Consider the following 18,889-nt stretch of genomic DNA (forward strand, 5'->3'; position numbering starts at 1 on the left):
GCTTGCTCGCGAAACCCTCCGCTTTCGCGCGCACGCTCGCTCCCGGATATGATTGCAACTACTATGGCGGCTCTCTCTTCCCTGGATATCCCCTGAATGAGTAAGCCCGGCCAAACGGTGCTGGTCGCGTTGCGTCGAATGATCGCTTCAGGCGAACTGGCGGCCGGCGAGCGCCTGATGGAGATTCCCACCGCGCAGTTGTTCGGCGTCTCGCGCATGCCGGTGCGCATGGCGTTTCGCACCCTGGAGCAGGAAGGGCTGCTGGTGCGTTTTGGCGGGCGTGGTTTCCAGGTGCGCTCCGTCAGTGCCGATGAAATTGCCGGTGCGGTGGAAGTCCGTGGCGTGCTCGAAGGGCTGGCGGCGCGGCAAACGGCCGAACGGGGGTTGTCCGAAGAGGCTCGTCGCGCGCTCGAACTGTGCCTGGTGCAAGGCGACGAACTGTTCGCCAAGGGCTATGTGACCGAAGAAGACCTGGAGGTCTACCACGACCTCAACATGCGCTTTCACCACGTGATCGTCGAAGGCAGCCACAACCCGGCCATCGCCGACGCCCTGGCGCGCAACGATCATCTGCCATTCGCCTCTGTCACCGCCCTGGCGGTCGATCGCCAGAACATGGCCGGCGAGTACCGCCGTTTCAACTACGCCCACATGCAGCATCACTCGGTATTCGATGCACTGGTCAATCGCCAGGGCGCCCGTGCCGAGGCGATCATGCGCGAGCATGCCAACGCCACCCTGCGCTACGCCGAAGTGTTTGGCTCGACATTGGCGGATGAGCGGATGAAGGTGATCCTGCGATCTGACTAAGGCGTACATATCCTGTCGGAGGCTGCCGGGCTCAGAGATCCAACACCAACAACGGCGTCCTGGACCTCGAACAGCACGGCGTGAACTGGTCGTTGCAGGCTTGCTCGGCCTCGGTCAGGAACATGTCCCGATGGTCCGGCACGCCTTCCAGCACACGGGTCAGGCACGTGCCGCATATGCCTTGTTCGCACGAAATCGGAACCTCGACGCCGTGACTTTCCAAGACTTGGACCACGCTCATGTCCGCCGGTACTTCGAATACCTGACCACTGCGGGCAAGCTTCACCGAAAAGCGGCCATCGGCGCTGGTGTCGGCGGGGGCGGCGGCGAAGTATTCGCGGTGCAAGTTGGATTCCTGCCAGCCTTGGGCCTTGGCGGTGTCGAGGATGTGTTGCATGAAACCACCGGGTCCACACACGTATAAGTGCTGATCCTGGTCGGACGAGGCCAATACCCGCGCGGCATCCAGCGCCGTGGCGGGTTCTTCATCGAAGTGCAAAAACACCCGGTCGGCATAAGGCGATTGCTGCAAACGCTCCACAAAAGCCGCGCGATCCCTGGACCGGGCGCAGTAATGCAAGGCAAACGCAGCGCCGCTCTGGGCCAGGTGTTCTGCCATGCACAGGATCGGCGTGATGCCGATACCGCCCGCAAACAGCAGGCTGCGGCTAGCCTGCGGGGCAAGCGTAAAGAGGTTGCGTGGTTCGCTGATGAGCAGGCGCATGCCTGGCTGGATCTGCTCATGCAGGCTGCGCGAGCCTCCCCGTGAAGCGGGATCCCTGAGCACGCCGATGAGGTAGCGATGCCGCTCCTCGGGGTGATTGCACAATGAATATTGACGAACCAGCCCATCGGGCAAATGCACATCGATATGGGCACCGGCTGTAAAGGCCGGGAGTGGTTGGCCATCGACCGACGCCAGCTCGTAGCTGCAGATGTCCAGGGCTTCGCTGTTGCGCGCGGTGACGTGGACTTCGATCATGGCCGTTGCTCCGCGTGTTGCGGCTGGCGCGTGCTGGCAATCAACGCCGCCTCTTGCTCGCGTTCCCGGGCGATCCAACGCTCCAGCACCCGCCGCGATTGCACGCCGCCGGCGTCGATATTGAGCTTGAGCAGGTTGCGTTGTGGATGGTCCAGCAGGTTGCGCTGCTGGCGTTCGAGCATCTCCAGGTCTTCACTGAAAATCTTGCCCTGGCCTTCGCGGATGCTGGCGGTGAGTGCTTCGTCCCGGGGTTGGAAGTGCCGGGCCATGCCCCAGAAGTACCAGATGGACGTCTCGGTTTCCGGAGTGATGAAATCCACCACGATGCTCGACGCCTTGTACTGCGGCGCGGCGTGATAACCGCCGTGGCCGCAATGGGCCACGCCAACTTCGATCAGCACATGGCTGGGGGGGGTGAAGCGGCAGATTTGCCAGCGATCCACCGGCACATCATCGGCCAGGTTGTTGCCCCGCAGCGCCATGCGCCAGAACGGTGGGGCCATGATGTTCTCCATGTGCCGGGCGGTCACGACTTCGTCGCCTTCGACCGTGGTCACCGGGGGCGCCTCGTCAATTTCCTTCTGACCGATGCTCGACGCATGCACATAGGTTTCGTGGGTCAGGTCCATCAGGTTATCGATCATCAGGCGATAGTCGCAGTGGATGTGGAACAAGCCGCCGCCATACGCCCATTCGTCACTTTGCGCCCATTCCAAATGCGGGATCAGCGCCGGGTCGGCCTGCGCCTGTTCACCCGGCCAGACCCAGATAAAGCCGTGGCGTTCCTGCACGGCGAAGGTCTTGTTGCAGGGAAACCCGCGCACTCGTTGGCCGGGCATTTCGACGGTCCTGCCATCGCCACCCATCACCAGGCCGTGATAGCCACACACCAGGTTGCCATTGTCGACGTAACCCAGCGAGAGCGGGGCGCCACGGTGCGGGCAGAAATCCTCGACCGCCGCGACCTCGCCGCCATGCCCGCGGTAGAAAACCATTTTCTCGCCACAGATCTGTCGACCCAGCGGCTTGTCGGCGATTTCATCAGGCGTGCAGGCAACGTACCAGGTGTTCTTGGGGTACATGAGCGGATCTCCAGGCTGGTTTTGTTTTTATCTGTGGATCCATTAACTCTCTTAACTAATTTGCTTGTCAACGGTTTTGGTGGATCTTCTGATGACTGGCCACAACCAATGGATCCATTGGGTGGGCTAAAAGCGATAAGCCGCCGGCACCTGCACCTCGATGAACCGCTGCATGTGCTCCAGGAAACAGGCCTGCAATTTCGACAAGGGGCCCTGGATCGGCAGCAGCATGCTGAAGTCCATTTCGATCGCCGGCTCGAAGGCGCGAAAGACGATGCCGTCGCCCCGGTATTCGACCGCACTGATGGCGTCCACCAGCGCAACGCCAAGGCCCTGCTCGACGAAGGTGCACATGGGCTGGGAGAGCTGCGTCTCCAGCCGCAGCTCACGTTCCACGCCATGAGCGGCGAAGATCGCGTCGATGTGTTGGCGAGAGCCGATGGACTGCGGATAGGAAATGAACCGCTCGCCTTGCAGGTCTTCCGGGAAGACCGTCGCGCGATCCACCAGGCGATGGCCGGCGGGCAGGGCGCAGAGCATCCGCGTCGCCAGCAGTTTTTCGGCGCGGGGACTCGGATAGGTGTTGGGCAGCACGATCAAGCCCAAGTCGCAGCGTTGGCCCACCACCAGGTCCACGACTTCCCGGGAAGATTGCACCACCAGGGAAATCTGCACCTGGTCATGCTCGGCCATGAACGCAGCGATGGCTCGCGGCAGGAACGACAAGCCCATCGCCGGCGCACAGGCGATGTGCAGCGATCCGCGCTTGAGGTTGCGGATGTCCTGGGCGGTACGCGCGATGCGCTCAACGCCTAACAGCGAGCGCTGCACCTCTTGATACAGCGTCATGGCTTCGGCGGTGGGTTGCAGCCGGCCCTTGATGCGGTCGAACAGGCTGAAACCGATGTCTTCTTCCAGGCTGGCGATCAGCCGGGTCGCGGCGGGCTGGGAGATGTGCAGCATTTCGGCGGCGCGGGTCACTGTCTGGCCCAGGATCACTGCGCGAAAGGCTTCCAGCTGGCGAAGGTTCATAAGCTTACCTATCCATAACAAAAAGACATGGGATGTCCAAAATAAAGCATTTTTCATGGCCGTGTCAGCGTCCTAGGATTTGCTCCATCAACTCATCAAGCCGAGATGTCGGGGCATCTACCGAGACATGACGGCTATGCAGAGCACAGAGCAGCCATGCAAAAAACTGATGTCATCATCGTGGGCGGTGGCCTGGTGGGTATGTCCATCGCTTATGGCCTGGCCTTGCTCGGACGCCAGGTGAGCGTGCTCGACGAGGGAGACGACGCCATTCGTGCCGCCCGGGGCAACTTCGGTTTGCTGTGGGTGCAGGGCAAGGGCTATGGGATGAGCCCCTATGCGCAATGGACCCGTGATTCGGTGGCGCTGTGGCCACGGTTTGCTGCCGCGCTGCACGCCGATACCGGGATCGATATCCATCTGCGCCAGGCGGGTGGTTTCCAACTGTGCCTGAGCGATGCGGAAATGGCCGAGGAGGCGGCGCGCCTGGGCTGGCTGCGCGAAGCCCTTGACGGTGATTACCCCTACGAGCTGCTGGATCCGGTGCAACTGCGCAATCGCCTGCCCGGCATCGGGCCCGATGTCGTGGGCGGTTGCTTCTCGCCCATGGACGGCCATGTGAACCCGTTGAAGCTGCTGCGCTCCCTTTACGCGGCATGCCAGGCCCGTGGTGTGAAGGTGATCAATGGTCACCGCGTCGAGGCGATCGAACCCGATGCCAGCGGGTTTCGATTACAGGCCGGCGATCAACGCTGGTCGGCCCGGCAGGTGGTCCTGGCCGCGGGCCTGGGCAACCGGAGCTTGGGCGAACAGGTTGGCCTGGATGTACCGGTGCAACCGAACCGTGGGCAGATCCTGGTGACCGAACGCCTCCAGCCCTTCCTGGAATACCCCACCACTTACGTGCGCCAGACCGATGAAGGCACGGTGCAACTGGGCGATTCCCACGAGTCGGCCGGTTTCGACGATGGCACCGGCAGCCGGGTCATGGCCGCCATTGCCCGGCGGGCCGTGCAGTGTTTCCCACTGCTGGGTGACGTACGGCTGGTGCGGGCCTGGGGGGCGTTGCGGGTGATGAGCGCCGACGGGTTTCCGATCTACGAGATGTCCCAGGTCTGCCCGGGGCTGTCGGTTGTGAGCTGCCACAGCGGTGTGACGTTGGCCGCCGTTCATGCCCTGCGCCTGGCCCCCTGGATCGCTGGTGACTTCGACGACCCCGCCGTGAAGCCATTCGGCCTGCACCGCTTCAATTCCTCCATGGAGATGCGCCATGTCGGCTGACCGCCTTTTCCGGCCTTTGGCCGCCGCGCAGCACAACGTATTGATCGAATTCGACGGCCAGCCGTTGAGCGTGCCGGCCCACGTGTCCCTGGCAGCGGCGTTGCTCGCCAGCGGCGTGCGCCATACCCGCGAAAGCGCGATCAGCGGCCGGCCCGCGGCGCCATATTGCATGATGGGCGTGTGCTTCGAATGCCTGGTGCAGGTCGACGACCAGGCAAGCGTCCAATCCTGCCTGGTGCCCGTGCGTGCGGGCATGCGCGTGCGCCGTCAGTGTGGCGCTGCGGCCCTGATGCCGATTGGGGAGGCGAATGATGAGTAACGTTGCGATCGACCTGATCATCATCGGTGCCGGCCCGGCCGGCATGAGCGCGGCGCTCGAAGCCCGCTCCCAGGGGCTGTCCGTGGTGGTGCTGGATGAGCAGGCCAGTCCCGGCGGGCAGATTTATCGCCAGGTCCTTCAAGCCGATGGTCGCAGCCGTGCCGTGCTGGGCGAGGACTACTACGCGGGCGCTGAACTGGCGGCGGATTTCATGGGCTGTGGCGCACGCTATCTACCCAACGCGGCGATCTGGCAGGTAACGCCGCAGCGTGAGGTCCACTACCTGGTCGAAGGCCAGGCACGCATTCTCCAGGGGCGACATTTGTTGATCGCCACGGGCGCCCTTGAACGTCCGATGCCGATCCCCGGCTGGACCTTGCCCGGCGTCATGACCGCCGGCGCGGGGCAAATCCTGCTCAAAAGCTCGGCGATGGTGCCGGCGGGTCCGGTGGTCCTGGCAGGCTGCGGTCCGCTGTTTTATTTGCTGGCGGTGCAGTACCTGCGGGCGGGTATCGTCATCGACGCGCTCGTCGATACCAGCCACCGACGTGATTTGCTCAAGGCCTGGCGTGCGATTCCTGGCGCGTTGCAGGGTTGGCGCGACTTGCTCAAGGGCGCGAGGCTCTTGGTTGAATTGAAGCGTGCCGGCATCCGCCATTTTCGCGGTGCCGCTCACCTGCGCATCGAGGGCGCGGATCGGGCCAGGGCCTTGAGCTTCGACAGCGAGGGGCAGCATCACCGGGTGCCCGCCGAGTTGATTCTGTTGCACCAGGGCGTGGTCCCGCATACACAGATCAGCCGCTCGCTGCGCCTGGAACATGACTGGAGCGCGTCGCAGTTGTGCTGGGTCCCGCGCCGCAATGGTTTTGGTGAAAGCAGCGCCGCTGGGATCTTCATCGCCGGTGACGGTGGGGCCATTGGTGGCGCCAAGGTTGCGCGGCTTGAAGGGCAACTGGCGGCGCTGGCCATCGCCGGACGTCACGGGCAGGCACATGGCGTCCGGAAGGCGCTGCGCCGCGCTCGCGCCGCGCGGCCGTTGATCGATGCCCTTTATCGGCCTCCGGCAGAGCACTGCGTTCCCGCCGATGACGTCATGGTCTGCCGCTGCGAAGAGGTCAGCGCTGGTGATATCCGCCGCTATGTCGACCTCGGCTGCCTGGGGCCCAACCAGACCAAGGCCTTCGGCCGCTGCGGCATGGGGCCGTGCCAGGGCCGCCAGTGCGGCTTGAGTGTTACCCAGATCATCGCCGCCCATCGTCGCGTGCCGCCCGCCGAGGTGGGCTACTACCGCATTCGTCCGCCCCTCAAACCCATCACGCTGGCGCAACTGGCCGGCGAACGCCACTCACCGGAGGAACTGTCATGAACATCCAACGTATCGAAAGCAACCCACGCTTGAGCCGCAGCGTCGTGCACAACGGCGTGGCCTGGCTCAGCGGCATCGTCGCCGCCGACTGCAGCCAGGACATCGGCGGCCAGACGCGCCAAGTGCTGCAACGGGTCGACGAATTGCTCGCCGCGTCGGGCACAGACAGGCGTCGCCTGCTCAGCGTGCAGATCTGGATGAAAGACATGGGCCGTGACTTTGCCGAAATGAATGCGCTGTGGAGTGAGTGGGTCGACGTCGCGAACACCCCGGCGCGCGCCACCGCACAAGTGGCTTTCGATGATCCGCAGATCCTGCTGGAGCTCATCGTCACCGCGGCGGTATAGCACCGGCATAGCACCGCCGGACCGCTGTTCTGCCGTTACCGGGCAAGACGACCACCAGAGCCGTCGCCTGCGCTTGTTCACGTTGCTGCTGCCATAACGGACGACTTTTCGCCGAGCGTCCGAACTCAATAACATCGCATCCGGAGCTAATGAATGAACATCAAACGCATCGCACTCAAGCTGGGTTTCGTCTCGTTGCTGGCGCTCGGCGCCAACCTGCACGCTGCGGAAAACTCATTGCGCATCGGCATCGAAGCGGCGTATCCGCCGTTCGCCTCGAAAACCCCGGACAACGCTATCGTTGGATTTGACTACGATATCGGCCAGGCCCTGTGCGCCGAGATGAAGGTTCGCTGCGACTGGAAAGAGCAGGAGTTCGACGGTTTGATCCCGGCGCTCAAGGTGAAGAAGGTCGACGCGGTGATTTCCTCCATGTCGATCACCCCGGAGCGGATGAAATCGGTCGACTTTACCGACCGCTACTACCGTATCCCGGCGCGCCTGGTGTTCCGCAAGGGCAGCGGCATCAACGAAATCCCCGCACAGCTCAAGGGCAAGCGGATCGGCGTGCAGCGGGCCACCAACTTCGATCGCTACGTCACTGACAAATTTGTCCCGGCCGGCGCCGAGGTAATCCGCTATGGTTCGCAGAATGAGATTTTTCTCGACCTGTTGGGCGGTCGCCTGGACGCGACGATGGCCAGCTCCGTGGTAATCGACGAAAGCTTGCTCAAGCGTCCGGAAGGCAAGGATTTTGAATTTGTCGGGCCGAATTTCGTCGAAGAACAATACTTCGGCACCGGCATTGGCATCGCCGTGCGCAAGAACGACCCGTTGGCGAGCCGCTTCAACCAGGCCCTGGCAACCCTTCGCGCCAATGGCACCTACGACCGGATTCGCCAGAAGTATTTCGATTTCGATATCTACGGCGAATAATCAGGCACTTTCCATGGCCAGCGGGTGCCGCCCCTGGCCTCATGTTCCATGACACGGAGTGATTCATGAAAACCAAAGCGGTACTCACGGAGCAGGACGTTGCCCAGCTGCTGGTCGCTGCCAAGGAACTGGCTCACCAGCGTCAATGGGCGGTATCGATCTGCGTGGTAGACGATGGCGGGCATCCCCTGGGGCTGTTGCGCCTGGACGATGCCTCGCCGTTGTCGACCTACATCGCCACCGAAAAAGCCCGCACCGCGGCCATGGGGCGGCGTGACAGCAAGGCCTTTGAAGACATGATCAACGGCGGTCGCCTGGCCTTCCTGAGCGCTCCGCACCTGCAAGGCATGCTTGAGGGCGGCGTGACGATCCGCCACGATGGCCAGTGCATCGGTGCCATCGGGGTTTCCGGCGTGAAGGCTGAAGAGGATGCGGAACTGGCGCGGTTGGCGGTGGAGACCGTGCTGCCGGTGATTACGCCGGATGCGTGATGCGGGGCACCCGATGAGCCCCCTCAATCTGCACAAATCTTCCAGACAGGCGCTTGGGCAGCAGTTAATCTGCCAGAGCACATCGACTAGACGGGTAAGGCATGACAGCGCGCAATTGGATCGATCTCAAGCAGGACGCCTCGTCCGGTATCGAGACCGTGCGCGCGCATTTCGAGGGCCATGCCTACGATCCGCATTGGCACGATGCCTACCTGGTGGGCGTGACGGAGCAGGGGGTGCAGCAGTTCCATTGCCGCCGCCAGCAACATAACAGCACGCCGGGCAAAGTGTTCCTGCTCGAGCCCGGCGAGCTGCATGACGGAAACGCACCTCACGAACAGGGCTTTACCTACCGCACCTTGTACCTCGAACCACACTGGCTGGAGCGCGAGCTGCGCTCGCTGTTCGAAGAAGCACCGGACAACGCCCAATTGGGTTTCGCCGCCACTCTGAATGACGACGTACAACTGGCGCGCGCCACCGCCACGGCCTTCCAGAGCCTGCATGAGCAGGACATCCTGATCGTCCGCCAGACCGCACTTGACACGCTGCTGTCCAACCTCACCCAACACCTGCACTGGCGTGCGCGGATCAATCCCGACCCGCGGCTGCCGCTGGTTGCACAGCAGGCCCGCGACTACCTGCACAGCCACCTGAGTGAAGACATCGGCCTGGACGATTTGGCGCGGGCTACCGGTGTCGATCGCTTTCGCCTGAGCCGCGCATTCAAGGCCGCTTTCGGCCTGGCGCCCCATGCTTACCTGATCCAACTGCGCCTGGCCCGGGCGCGGCGCTTGCTGGCCCGTGGCGAAAGTGCCGTGGCGGTGGCCGCCATGCTTGGTTTTGCCGACCAGAGTCACCTGGGCCGCTGGTTCCAGCGTGCCTATCGCATGAGCCCCGCGGACTACCGCAAGCGCTGCTCAATTGTTCCAGACTGAGCATGTCAGCATCGGGATGATCGGTCCTACGATCACCCACCGAGAAATTGCTCCATGGACCAGTTGCTGCCGTTTGCCCTGTTTGCCTTTGTCGCCTCCATCACCCCTGGGCCGACCAATATCCTGGTGCTGAGCCACAGCTCGCGCTTCGGCCTGGCGACCACCTGGCCGATCATCCTCGGCGCTTGCGCGGCCGCTGCGTTGTTGGTGCTGTTGGTGGGCACTGGGCTGGGGGATGTATTGGCCCGGCATGCGACCATCCAAACGGCATTGTCCTGGGCCGGCATCGCCTGGCTGAGCTGGATGGCCTGGCAGATTTTCAGCGCACCGGCCGAAGCCATCGACCCGGACCGACCGGTTGAAGGCCCGCGGCTTGGCCTGGCCGGAGCTGCCGGATTGCAACTGGTGAACCCGAAGACGTGGATGATGGCCTTGGCGGTGGTCAGCGTATTCGCCGGTGCCGAGGCGGACCGTACGGCGCAGGTGCTCTGGCTGTCCCTTGCATTTTTCGCGATTTCCATTCCTTGCATGACCGCCTGGGCCTACCTGGGGCGCGGCGCCGCAAGGTTCTGCCGTTCCGCCGTGGCGATGGGGCGCTTCAACCGTGTCATGGCGGTGTTGCTGCTGGTGTCGGCGTGGTTGACGTTGCTGGTATAGCCATGCACCGCAGCAGGAGCCGCGGTATTTCCTGGCTGACGAAAATGTAATTTTTCTTTCGAAACCCCAGGCGCGCGCGGCGAGTCGCACTCTTATACCTGCCCTGAAAAGGCGGTATGCCATTTTCTCGACCTTCGAAAAAGGAGAGTGCCATGAACCAACGTTATCAAGCCTGCATCGACGAATGCCTGGCCTGCGCCATGACCTGTGAGGCCTGCGCCAGCGCTTGCCTGCAAGAAGAAAACGTCCAGATAATGGCGCGTTGCATCGAGCTGGACCGCGACTGCGCCGACCTGTGCCGCCTGGCGGCGACATTGATGCAGCGTGACAGTCGGGTCGCCGCCGATCTTTGTATTGTCTGCGCGAGCATCTGCCGAGCCTGTGGCGAGGAGTGTGCCGGGCACGAAGCGGGTCATTGCCAGGATTGTGCCAAGGCATGCCGGTCCTGTGCCGAGGCGTGTGAAAGGATGGCTGCCTGAGATTGAACTGGACCGGCTTAAACGACAGGCATCGTTTGATGCCTGTCGTTAAAGCCCTGGGCTTTCAAGGGGCCGGATGGGCGGCGGAGTCGACTTTCGCCTGCTGTCCCATCGCGGTGCTTCGCAGCAGAAATCGCGCCAGTATCGCCGCAGCCAGCGCAAACATCGCACCGATCAGGAACGCCACCTGATACCCATCATTGAGTGCCACCAGCGGCGCAAGCTCGGGCGCGGCCGTCTTGGTCCGGTACGCGGCTATGCTTGCCAGCACCGCCAGGCCCACCGACCCGCCCATCATGAACGACGTGTTGACCACGCCTGAGGCCAAGCCGGAATCCTTGGGTTCCACTTCGCTCATCGCAGCCAGCAACATCGGGTTGAACGCCATTCCCGCCCCCAAGCCCAGTAGCAACATGCCCGGCAGGATGTCGCCGATGAATTGGCCGTCCAGCGGTGCCCGTGCAAACAACGCCAGGCCGATGGCGGCGAGTAACAGGCCCAGCGCCAGCGGCGTCCGGATGCCGTAGCGCATCACCAGTCGCGCCGACAGGCCCAGGGAGAAAATCGCCATGATCACGTTGGCCGGCAGGAACGATAATCCTACCTGCATCGGCGTATAGCCCAGCACTAACTGCATGTAGAGCGCCGACAGGAAAAACCAGGCGAACATCGACGCGGCCCAGAGCACTGCGAGCAGGTTGGCGGTGCGCAGGTTATGCAGGCGAAACAGGCCCATCGGGATCAAGGGATGGACAATCCGGCGTTCGATGACGATGAAGCCCAGCATCAACAAGGCCGAGGCTGCCAGCAGGCCCAGCGTGTGGAGAGACGTCCAGCCTTGTTCGTTGCCATTGACCACGGCATACACCGCGACCATCAGCGAAACCGTCGCAGTCACGGCGCCGGCAACGTCCAGCTGCCCACTGCCTTCGGCGTGCACGGCCGGCAACAATTTCAGGGACAGGGCCAAGACGACCAGGCCTACAGGCAGGTTGACCAGGAAGATCCAATGCCAGCTCAGCAGGTCAGTGAGCAAACCACCCAGCAACACGCCAATGCTGCCGCCCGCCGCGCAGACGAAACTGTAAACGCCCATTGCCCGCGCGCGTTCGCCAGGCTCGGTGAACAGATCCATGATCAACGACAAGGCCACCGCCGTGACCACCGCTCCGCCAAGCCCCTGGATGGCCCGGGCGATGATGAGCCAGGCTTGCGACGGCGCCATGCCGCAGGCCAGCGATGCGAGCGTGAACGCCGCCAAGCCAAGGGTGAACAGGCGCCGATGGCCATACAGGTCGCCCAGGCGGCCACCCAGCAGCAGGAAGCCGCCAAAGGTCAATAAATAGGCGTTGACGACCCACGCCAGGTCGGCGTCGTCGAATTGCAGGCTGTCCTTGATCGACGGCAGGGCGACGTTGACCACCGTTCCGTCGAGCACGATCATCAGCACGCCCAGGCACAAGACGATCAAGGCACGCCAGCGCTGGCGCGGGTCAGGGGGAGGTGATTGCGACATGGTTCTTCGATCCTTGAACAGTCCGGTTTCGGGGCTGCCGCAAGCGCGACCCAATCGGTTCGCGTTGCTGGCGCCGCGAGACAGTCTAGTCGCGAGACGATTCGCCAAGTAGAGGAAATTTGTAATTCTCAGGGAGCGCGCACAAGGCTATCCAAGAGCCGGGTCCTGGCGTTTGAACACCAGGGCCTTGAGGCCACAGGCCGGATCGGCGTCTGGAAATTCCGGAGGATTTTCCAACCGCGCTTCGAATGTCAGCCCAGGCGCTTCACGCATGACGCCGTCGATGAGGAAGTCCGGTCCGGTGGCCGGGTCGTTGCTGCAGGCCAGGACCGTGCCGTGGGCGCTCAGCAGCTCCGGCAGGCGGCGCAGTACGCGCTGGTAATCCTTGGTCAGCAGGAAGCTGCCTTTCTGGAAAGTGGGCGGATCGATGATGACAAGATCGTAGGGGCCGCTGTTGATGACCTTGCCCCAGGACTTGAACAAGTCGTGGCCGAGGAAAGTCACTTGGCCCAAGTCATGGCCATTCAAACGATGATTGTCGCGCCCACGGCTCAAGGCCGCGCGAGACATGTCCAGGTTGACCACGTGCTGCGCACCGCCGGCGATGGCCGCCACGGAAAAGCCGCAGGTGTAGGCGAACAGGTTAAGCACGCGCTTGCCACCGGCATTGGCCCGCACCCAGTCGCGCCCGTAGCGCATGTCGAGGAACAGGCCGTTGTTCTGCTTTTTGCCCAGGTCGATCCGGTAGCGCAGGCCACCTTCGGTCAGCGTCCATTCATCGATCGGCTCGCCCACCAGCCATTGGGTGAGACTGTCGGGCAAGTATCGATGCTGCAAGGCCAGGGTTTGTGCACCGCTGTGTTGCCAAGTGGGCGAGGCGGCCAGGGCTTGGAGCATCGACAGTAAATCCTCCAGGTGTGCCGCCTCCGGCTCCTTGAACAACGCGACCAGCACTACACCTTGCAGCCAGTCGACGGTGACCTGTTCCAGGCCCGGCCAGCAGCGCCCGCGCCCGTGGAACAGGCGACGGGTTTCGTCGGGTGCCGATGCCAGCGCCGTCAACAAGTGGCTGTGCAAGGTTTGAAGGGCTTGAGGGTTCATCAGGAAAAAAACGCCAGCGACTCGAAAGGCCGGCATTTTAACCACCGGCGAACCTGGTGCAATCCCTTGATAGCGCAGCGTCGGGGACTCCCTCGTCACAAAGGTGCTGCTAGCCGCCGCTTGTCGCCAGGATGCTCGCCACTTGTTGCGGCTGGCAATTGAGATAGGCCGAGCGCTTGAGCCACGCCGGGTCGGGGTACCAGGAAAACATGAACTGCCCGCCCTTGAGCTTGTCGATCACTTGCCGCGCCACTTGCGGACGCACGGCGGGACAGCCCAGGCTGCGGCCGATGCGACCCTGGCGCACACTCCACAGCGGATTCACGTAATCGGCAGCGTGGATCACGATCGCCCGGTCCCGGGCCAGGTCGTTGAACCCAGGTTCCAAGCCATCCATGCGCAGCGAATAGCCGTGGGCGCCCTGGTAGCTTTCCTGGGTGCGGAACAAGCCCAGGCTGGACTGATAGCTGCCCAGGCGATTGGAGAATTGCGTGGCGAAGTTTTCCCCGGATTTCTGCCCATGGGCCACCAGGTCGCGCAAGACCAGCTTCTTTTGACGCAGATCGAAGATCCACAGCCGACGGGCCGTGGACGGTTGCGAATAGTCGATCACGGCCAGGTGGCGGGCTTGTCGAGCGCCGTTGGCAACTGCGCACTGCATCGCACTCAGGGCACTTTTCAGCGCTTGGGGATTGAGTTCCGGCGCGGCGTGGGCGAGGCTGTTGTAAAGAGGCTGGGGCTTGAGTTTTTCGGCCAACGCCGGGCTGCACAGAGTGCCAAAGCCCGTCATGACCAGGCAGAGTCGACGCAAGAAGGCCGATACCGGTGAAGGCCGCTTGCGATGGCGTTCGTTTGCGGCATCCCGTCCGGTTTTGTTTGTCTGCATGATGGCGGGTCGTACCTGTCGCAAAATTCACCGTCAACGAGACGGCCATGGATTGGAGTAAAGCAGTTGTTTAAAAAGCCCGCATGTTACCTGAGCCTTTTATTGCTCGTTGCGCCATTGGTCGCTACGGCCGAGGACGGCGATCCGGGGCAGGCGCAAACCACGCTGGCGCAGTTATCTGCCAACTGCCCTGAACTGGCTGCGAGCGTCGATTTTCCGACGGTCATGAGCCTGCAGTCGCTGTACCAGCAAAACGCAGGCCAGGCGATCTGGGCGGACGATGAGCGGTTACAGGCCTTGCTGCTCCAATTGCAACAATTGGCGGATGACGGGCTGGATCCGAACCGCTACCCCTTGCCGGGCGAAGGCGCCTACGCCAATGCCGCCTGCACCGACATCGCTATCAGCCAACGCTACCTGCATGCCCTGCATGACTTGCGTTTCGGCTATCTGCCACAGAACCGCCTGGAGCCGATCTGGAAAGCCAATCCCCAGTTGCCGGACCGTCAAGCCATGGTGCTGCATTTCGCCATCGCGGGCCTGCAAGACCCGGCCGAGGCTTTCGAACTGGCCCGGCCGAGCCTGACGCTCTATCGCAACCTGCGCGAGCTCTACGCCCGGCAACGGCAGCAACCCCTGGCGGACTGGCAGTCGGTGCCCGGCGGCCCGCTCTTGCAACCCGACAAGCGCGACGCCCGCGTACCGGCGCTCGCCCGGCGCTTGTTCAACGAAGGCTACCTGAGCGTGCCGCCACTCGACGCCGACGAGCACTACAGCCCGAGCCTCGTGGAGGCGATGAAGAGTTTCCAACTTCATCATTCGCTGCAAGCCGATGGGGTAGTGGGGCCCTGGACCGTCACCGAGCTCAACATTAGCCCAGCCATGCGTCGCGAGCAGTTGCGCATCAACCTTGAACGCATGCGCTGGCTGGCGCAGGACCTGGAGCCCGATAGCGTGCTGGTCAACGTGGCGGCGGCGCAACTGACGGTTTACCAGGGCGGCGCCCCCGTGTGGCAAACCCGCACCCAGGTGGGGCGTGCCGAACGTCAGACGCCGTTGATCAAATCGCGCATCACCCGCCTGACACTCAACCCCTCGTGGACGATCCCGCCGACCATCATGCGCGAGGACAAACTCCCCGAGATTCGCCGCGACCCGGAGTTCCTGGCGCGGCATAACCTGCGGGTCATCGATCGGGATGGCTTGCCGCTGGCAGTGGAGAATATCGACTGGGAACACCCCGGTGATCTCATGCTGCGCCAGGACCCTGGTTCGAAGAATCCCTTGGGTAAATTGGTCGTGCGCTTTCCCAACCCATTTTCCGTGTACCTGCATGACACGCCCAGCCAGGCGTTGTTCAGCAAAAGTCCTCGGGCCTTCAGCTCTGGCTGTGTGCGCATCGAGCAGGTCATGCACATGCGGGACCTGCTCCTAACCTCGGCAGAACGCAAGCGGACCGACACGCTGCTGGCCAGCGAACTGACCCATGAGTTCAGGCTGGCCAAGCCCGTGCCGATCCTGCTGGGCTATTGGACAGTGCAAGCGGACAGCCAGGGTCGGGCGGTGTATATCCCGGATATCTACCAACGCGATGTCGCCCTGTCGGCCGCTGACCGCCGTGCGCTCTGACTGCCGGGTCTTTCAGGCGCACTCGACTTCGGCTTCCATGCGGGCTGGCTCGCCGGCTGTCGAGAACAACCGCTGACCGAGGGCATGTGCCGTTTCCAGGTGGAGTTTCGGATCGAGGCTCTCCGATTCAAGCAATCTGTTGGAGCTCACCACGCGGGCGCCGCAGTATTCAAAAATCCCATGTTCAATTTGCGTGACCATCGCCTGGTCGTAGCCATGACGTTCAAAACTGCCAGCATCGGCGCCACCGACGGCCACCAGATGAACCCGCAGGCGCTGGAGCTTCTGAACAAAAGGTTGATCGGGTATGAAGTCGAACGCCCAGCCATTGGAAAATACCCGGTCGATCCAGCCTTTGAGCAGTGCCGGCATCGACCACCAATAAATCGGGTAGACCACGACCAACGCGTCGGCACGGTCAATTCGGGCCTGCTCGGCCAGGACATCGGCGGCCGGAGCTGCTTCGCGGTGATGAACCGCCGCGTCGGCAAAATCAAAGCGCGGGTCGAACCCCTCGGCAGCGAGGTCGGCTATCTCGAAGGTATGCGCCGGATTGGCTTGAACGACCCCGTTGCCAATGGCTTGGGCAAGCGAATGGGTCAGAGAATCGGGGTTATGGTGAGCAACGACGATAAGGGCATGCATGTTGAAATTCCTTCTGGTGTCGCACAGTGTCAAGCGGGTATGCTTGGTTAAGTTACTGAACGTAAGTTACTACTGGTAAAGTTAGCATGTCAACCCATGAAGAAAATACGCGGCCCGATGCCGCGCCCCGTCGGCGTCTGTCGCACTTCGATCGGCATCGGCAATTACTGGAGGTCGCCTGGCGCATGGTTCGCGAAGAAGGTAGCGAAGCGCTGACCCTGGCGCGCCTGGCGGACCAGGCTGGCGTGACCAAACCCATCGTCTACAACCACTTCATAACCCGGTCGGGGCTATTGGCCGCGCTTTATCAAGATTTCGATGTCCGCCAGACTGCCTTGATGGAGGCCGCGATTGACGCCAGTGAACCGGACCTGCAAAGCCGCGCGCAGGTGACAGCCGATTCCTTCGTGGAGTGCGTCCTGCTCCAAGGAAGGGAGATCCCAGGTGCCATCGCGGCCTTGAGCGGTTCACCCGAACTTGAGCGCATGAAGAGGGAATGTGAACGCAGTTTCCTGGAAAAATGTCGCTCGGTGCTTGAACCCTTCGCCGGGACCGGGCGGCTTTCCCAAGCGAGCCTGCGGGCGATGCTGGGGGCGGCGGAGGCCTTGTCCGACGCGGCGGCCAATGGGGAAATCAGCGCCCAGGAGGCCAAGCGCGAATTGTTCGTGACCATCGTTGCGATGGTCGAGCGCGCTGCTGGGAAAGCTTCAAGCTGAACCACCGCCATCGCTCAAACAGATTTCCCAACAAGAAAAAACGAACCCCAGGCACCTTTTCCGGTTCTTAACTGATGTCCCTCGATAACAGGGGCATCAGGCGGGGCCGCGGTCTTGCCCACCAAACACTGCGATCAGAGGAGGCGACATGCCCAACTCCTTCCATTCGCCCTGGTGGAAGAACGCTGTGATCTACCAGGTTTATCCTCGCTCCTTTGCCGATGCCAACGGCGATGGCATTGGCGATCTTCCCGGTTTGACCGCACGCCTGGACCATTTGCAACGCCTGGGCGTCGACGCGTTATGGCTGTCGCCGGTGTACCGCTCGCCGATGTGTGACGCCGGCTATGACATTTGTGATTACACCGACGTCGATCCGCTGTTCGGCAACCTGTCTGACCTCGACACCTTGATTGCCAAGGCCCATGAGCGCGGGTTGAAGGTGCTGCTCGACTTCGTGCCGAACCACACGTCCGACCAGCACCCCTGGTTCATCGAGTCGCGTTCCAGCCGCGACAATCCCAAGCGCGACTGGTACATCTGGCGCGACCAGCCCAACAATTGGCGGGCGTCGATCGATGGCGGCAGCGCCTGGACCTGGGACGAGAACAGCCAGCAGTACTACCTGCACTTTTTCCTGCCGCAACAACCGGATCTCAATTGGCACAACCCCGAAGTGGTGGCTGCCATGCATGAGGTCCTGCATTTCTGGCTGGAACGCGGCGTGGACGGGTTTCGCGTCGACGTGGTGCATTGTGTCGGCAAAGACCAGGGTTTCGCCGACGACCCGCGCTGCATGGCCGGCGAAACCATGGTGAAGATCAATGACCAGCCCTACAGCCATGAAGTGCTGCGCGGATTGCGCCGCCTCGTTGACAGCTATCCCGGCGAGCGGGTGCTGATCGGCGAAGTGAACATTCGCTCCACGGCGCAGGTGGCGGCTTATTATGGCGCCAGTGACGAGCTGCACATGTCGTTCAATTTCCCTCCGCTGGATGCCCCTTGGGACCCGGTGGTGTTTCGCATGTGCATCCGCGAAGTGGAAAACGACCTCGGCCCCTTGCAGGCCTGGCCGACCTGGGTGCTGTCCAACCACGACAACAGCCGCCACCGCAGTCGCTACGGCGGCTCGCTGCGCCGGGCCCGGGCTGCGGCGGTGATGTTGCTGACGCTGCGCGGCACGCCTTTCATCTATCAAGGCGAAGAACTGGGGTTGGAAGATACCCAAGTGACCGCCCAGACGCGCGTCGATCCTGGCGGGCGGGATGGCAGCCGGGCACCGTTGCCATGGACTGCACAAGCGCCGCACGGTTGGTCGGGACAGGCGCCGTGGTTGCCGTTCGCCGCGAACGCCGACGTACTGTCGGTGGAGGCCCAGGAGAGGGCCGACGATTCGGTACTGGCGCTCTACCGACGCTTGCTGGCCTGCCGTCGCAACAGCCTGGCGCTGCGCCTGGGCGGCTGGGAAGAACTGCCGTCGCACCCGCAAGTGCTGGCTTATCGTCGCCATTGCGAGGGGGACGAGCGCCTGGTTTGCATCAACTTTGCCGACAGCGAACACACCTTCCCCCTGGCCGACCCCTGGCGCGTGGAAGTCGCCAGCGACGGGGCGGATGAAGGCCAGCCGTTCAGCGGTCGACTGGCCGCCGAGCAGGCCGTGATCCTGTGTCGATAAG

20 protein-coding genes are annotated in these 18,889 nt (G+C 62.8%); 13 read left to right on the forward strand and 7 right to left on the reverse strand.

Annotated features, from left to right (window positions below):
• The first annotated feature begins 96 nt into the window (after window positions 1–96).
• Window positions 97–810 (forward strand): GntR family transcriptional regulator, encoded by a 714-nt coding sequence (locus VQ575_RS12605; protein WP_039588372.1) that lies wholly within the window; start codon window positions 97–99, stop codon window positions 808–810.
• A 31-nt stretch (window positions 811–841) separates the two neighbouring features.
• On the opposite strand, the gene VQ575_RS12610 is transcribed toward VQ575_RS12605, so the two are convergent.
• The 3 genes from VQ575_RS12610 to VQ575_RS12620 form a co-directional block, all read right to left on the reverse strand.
• The gene (locus VQ575_RS12610) at window positions 842–1,792 is read right to left on the reverse strand and encodes a PDR/VanB family oxidoreductase (protein ID WP_325919797.1); all 951 of its coding nucleotides are present in this window, start codon (window positions 1,790–1,792) and stop codon (window positions 842–844) included.
• A complete protein-coding gene (locus VQ575_RS12615; RefSeq protein WP_039588374.1) occupies window positions 1,789–2,874 on the reverse strand; it encodes an aromatic ring-hydroxylating oxygenase subunit alpha in 1,086 nt (361 codons plus the stop codon). The genes VQ575_RS12610 and VQ575_RS12615 overlap by 4 nt, the downstream gene beginning before the upstream one ends.
• A 126-nt stretch (window positions 2,875–3,000) precedes the next feature.
• Window positions 3,001–3,906: a LysR substrate-binding domain-containing protein gene (locus VQ575_RS12620; RefSeq protein WP_039588375.1), complete on the reverse strand. Its 906-nt coding sequence runs from the start codon at window positions 3,904–3,906 to the stop codon at window positions 3,001–3,003.
• A gap of 156 nt (window positions 3,907–4,062) precedes the next feature.
• Between VQ575_RS12620 and VQ575_RS12625 the strand changes: the two genes are divergently transcribed.
• The 9 genes from VQ575_RS12625 (at window position 4,063) to VQ575_RS12665 (ending at window position 10,720) form a co-directional block, all read left to right on the forward strand.
• Complete coding sequence (locus tag VQ575_RS12625; protein ID WP_039588376.1) at window positions 4,063–5,187, forward strand: NAD(P)/FAD-dependent oxidoreductase; 1,125 nt, start codon at window positions 4,063–4,065, stop codon at window positions 5,185–5,187.
• Window positions 5,177–5,506 carry a (2Fe-2S)-binding protein gene (locus tag VQ575_RS12630; RefSeq protein WP_325919799.1) on the forward strand — a complete coding sequence of 110 codons (330 nt, stop codon included), beginning with the start codon at window positions 5,177–5,179 and terminating at the stop codon, window positions 5,504–5,506. The genes VQ575_RS12625 and VQ575_RS12630 overlap by 11 nt, the downstream gene beginning before the upstream one ends.
• Window positions 5,499–6,872 carry an FAD/NAD(P)-binding oxidoreductase gene (locus VQ575_RS12635; RefSeq protein ID WP_325919800.1) on the forward strand — a complete coding sequence of 458 codons (1,374 nt, stop codon included), beginning with the start codon at window positions 5,499–5,501 and terminating at the stop codon, window positions 6,870–6,872. The genes VQ575_RS12630 and VQ575_RS12635 overlap by 8 nt, the downstream gene beginning before the upstream one ends.
• Window positions 6,869–7,219: a RidA family protein gene (locus VQ575_RS12640; RefSeq protein WP_045156052.1), complete on the forward strand. Its 351-nt coding sequence runs from the start codon at window positions 6,869–6,871 to the stop codon at window positions 7,217–7,219. Before VQ575_RS12635 ends, VQ575_RS12640 begins: the two co-directional genes overlap by 4 nt.
• Before the next feature lie 159 nt (window positions 7,220–7,378).
• Window positions 7,379–8,155 (forward strand): ABC transporter substrate-binding protein, encoded by a 777-nt coding sequence (locus VQ575_RS12645; protein WP_039588791.1) that lies wholly within the window; start codon window positions 7,379–7,381, stop codon window positions 8,153–8,155.
• Between the two features lie 65 nt (window positions 8,156–8,220).
• Window positions 8,221–8,646, forward strand: a complete 426-nt coding sequence (locus VQ575_RS12650) for a GlcG/HbpS family heme-binding protein (RefSeq protein WP_039588380.1) — start codon at window positions 8,221–8,223, stop codon at window positions 8,644–8,646.
• A gap of 101 nt (window positions 8,647–8,747) precedes the next feature.
• Complete coding sequence (locus VQ575_RS12655) at window positions 8,748–9,584, forward strand: AraC family transcriptional regulator (RefSeq protein ID WP_045156051.1); 837 nt, start codon at window positions 8,748–8,750, stop codon at window positions 9,582–9,584.
• 54 nt (window positions 9,585–9,638) lie between these two features.
• Window positions 9,639–10,241 carry a LysE family translocator gene (locus tag VQ575_RS12660; RefSeq protein ID WP_045156050.1) on the forward strand — a complete coding sequence of 201 codons (603 nt, stop codon included), beginning with the start codon at window positions 9,639–9,641 and terminating at the stop codon, window positions 10,239–10,241.
• Window positions 10,242–10,393: 152 nt separating this feature from the next.
• Window positions 10,394–10,720, forward strand: a complete 327-nt coding sequence (locus VQ575_RS12665; RefSeq protein WP_325919801.1) for a four-helix bundle copper-binding protein — start codon at window positions 10,394–10,396, stop codon at window positions 10,718–10,720.
• A 64-nt stretch (window positions 10,721–10,784) separates the two neighbouring features.
• On the opposite strand, the gene VQ575_RS12670 is transcribed toward VQ575_RS12665, so the two are convergent.
• From VQ575_RS12670 to VQ575_RS12680, 3 genes are all read right to left on the reverse strand, one after another.
• Entirely contained in the window at window positions 10,785–12,236 is a 1,452-nt protein-coding gene (locus VQ575_RS12670; protein ID WP_045156049.1) for an MFS transporter, read from the reverse strand.
• A 147-nt stretch (window positions 12,237–12,383) separates the two neighbouring features.
• A complete protein-coding gene (locus tag VQ575_RS12675; RefSeq protein WP_325919802.1) occupies window positions 12,384–13,337 on the reverse strand; it encodes a class I SAM-dependent methyltransferase in 954 nt (317 codons plus the stop codon).
• Between the two features lie 109 nt (window positions 13,338–13,446).
• Window positions 13,447–14,127, reverse strand: coding sequence for a murein L,D-transpeptidase catalytic domain family protein (locus VQ575_RS12680; protein WP_325919881.1), 681 nt, complete (start codon window positions 14,125–14,127; stop codon window positions 13,447–13,449).
• A gap of 162 nt (window positions 14,128–14,289) precedes the next feature.
• Between VQ575_RS12680 and VQ575_RS12685 the strand changes: the two genes are divergently transcribed.
• Window positions 14,290–15,852, forward strand: coding sequence for a L,D-transpeptidase family protein (locus VQ575_RS12685; protein WP_045156048.1), 1,563 nt, complete (start codon window positions 14,290–14,292; stop codon window positions 15,850–15,852).
• A 12-nt stretch (window positions 15,853–15,864) separates the two neighbouring features.
• On the opposite strand, the gene VQ575_RS12690 is transcribed toward VQ575_RS12685, so the two are convergent.
• Window positions 15,865–16,497 carry an NAD(P)H-dependent oxidoreductase gene (locus VQ575_RS12690; protein WP_325919882.1) on the reverse strand — a complete coding sequence of 211 codons (633 nt, stop codon included), beginning with the start codon at window positions 16,495–16,497 and terminating at the stop codon, window positions 15,865–15,867.
• An 86-nt stretch (window positions 16,498–16,583) separates the two neighbouring features.
• Between VQ575_RS12690 and VQ575_RS12695 the strand changes: the two genes are divergently transcribed.
• Complete coding sequence (locus VQ575_RS12695) at window positions 16,584–17,213, forward strand: TetR/AcrR family transcriptional regulator (protein WP_325919803.1); 630 nt, start codon at window positions 16,584–16,586, stop codon at window positions 17,211–17,213.
• Between the two features lie 148 nt (window positions 17,214–17,361).
• Window positions 17,362–18,888 (forward strand): alpha-amylase family glycosyl hydrolase, encoded by a 1,527-nt coding sequence (locus tag VQ575_RS12700; RefSeq protein WP_198726882.1) that lies wholly within the window; start codon window positions 17,362–17,364, stop codon window positions 18,886–18,888.
• Window position 18,889: the final 1 nt, after the last annotated feature.

The organism is Pseudomonas frederiksbergensis, assembly GCF_035751725.1.
Classification (GTDB): domain Bacteria; phylum Pseudomonadota; class Gammaproteobacteria; order Pseudomonadales; family Pseudomonadaceae; genus Aquipseudomonas; species Aquipseudomonas frederiksbergensis_A.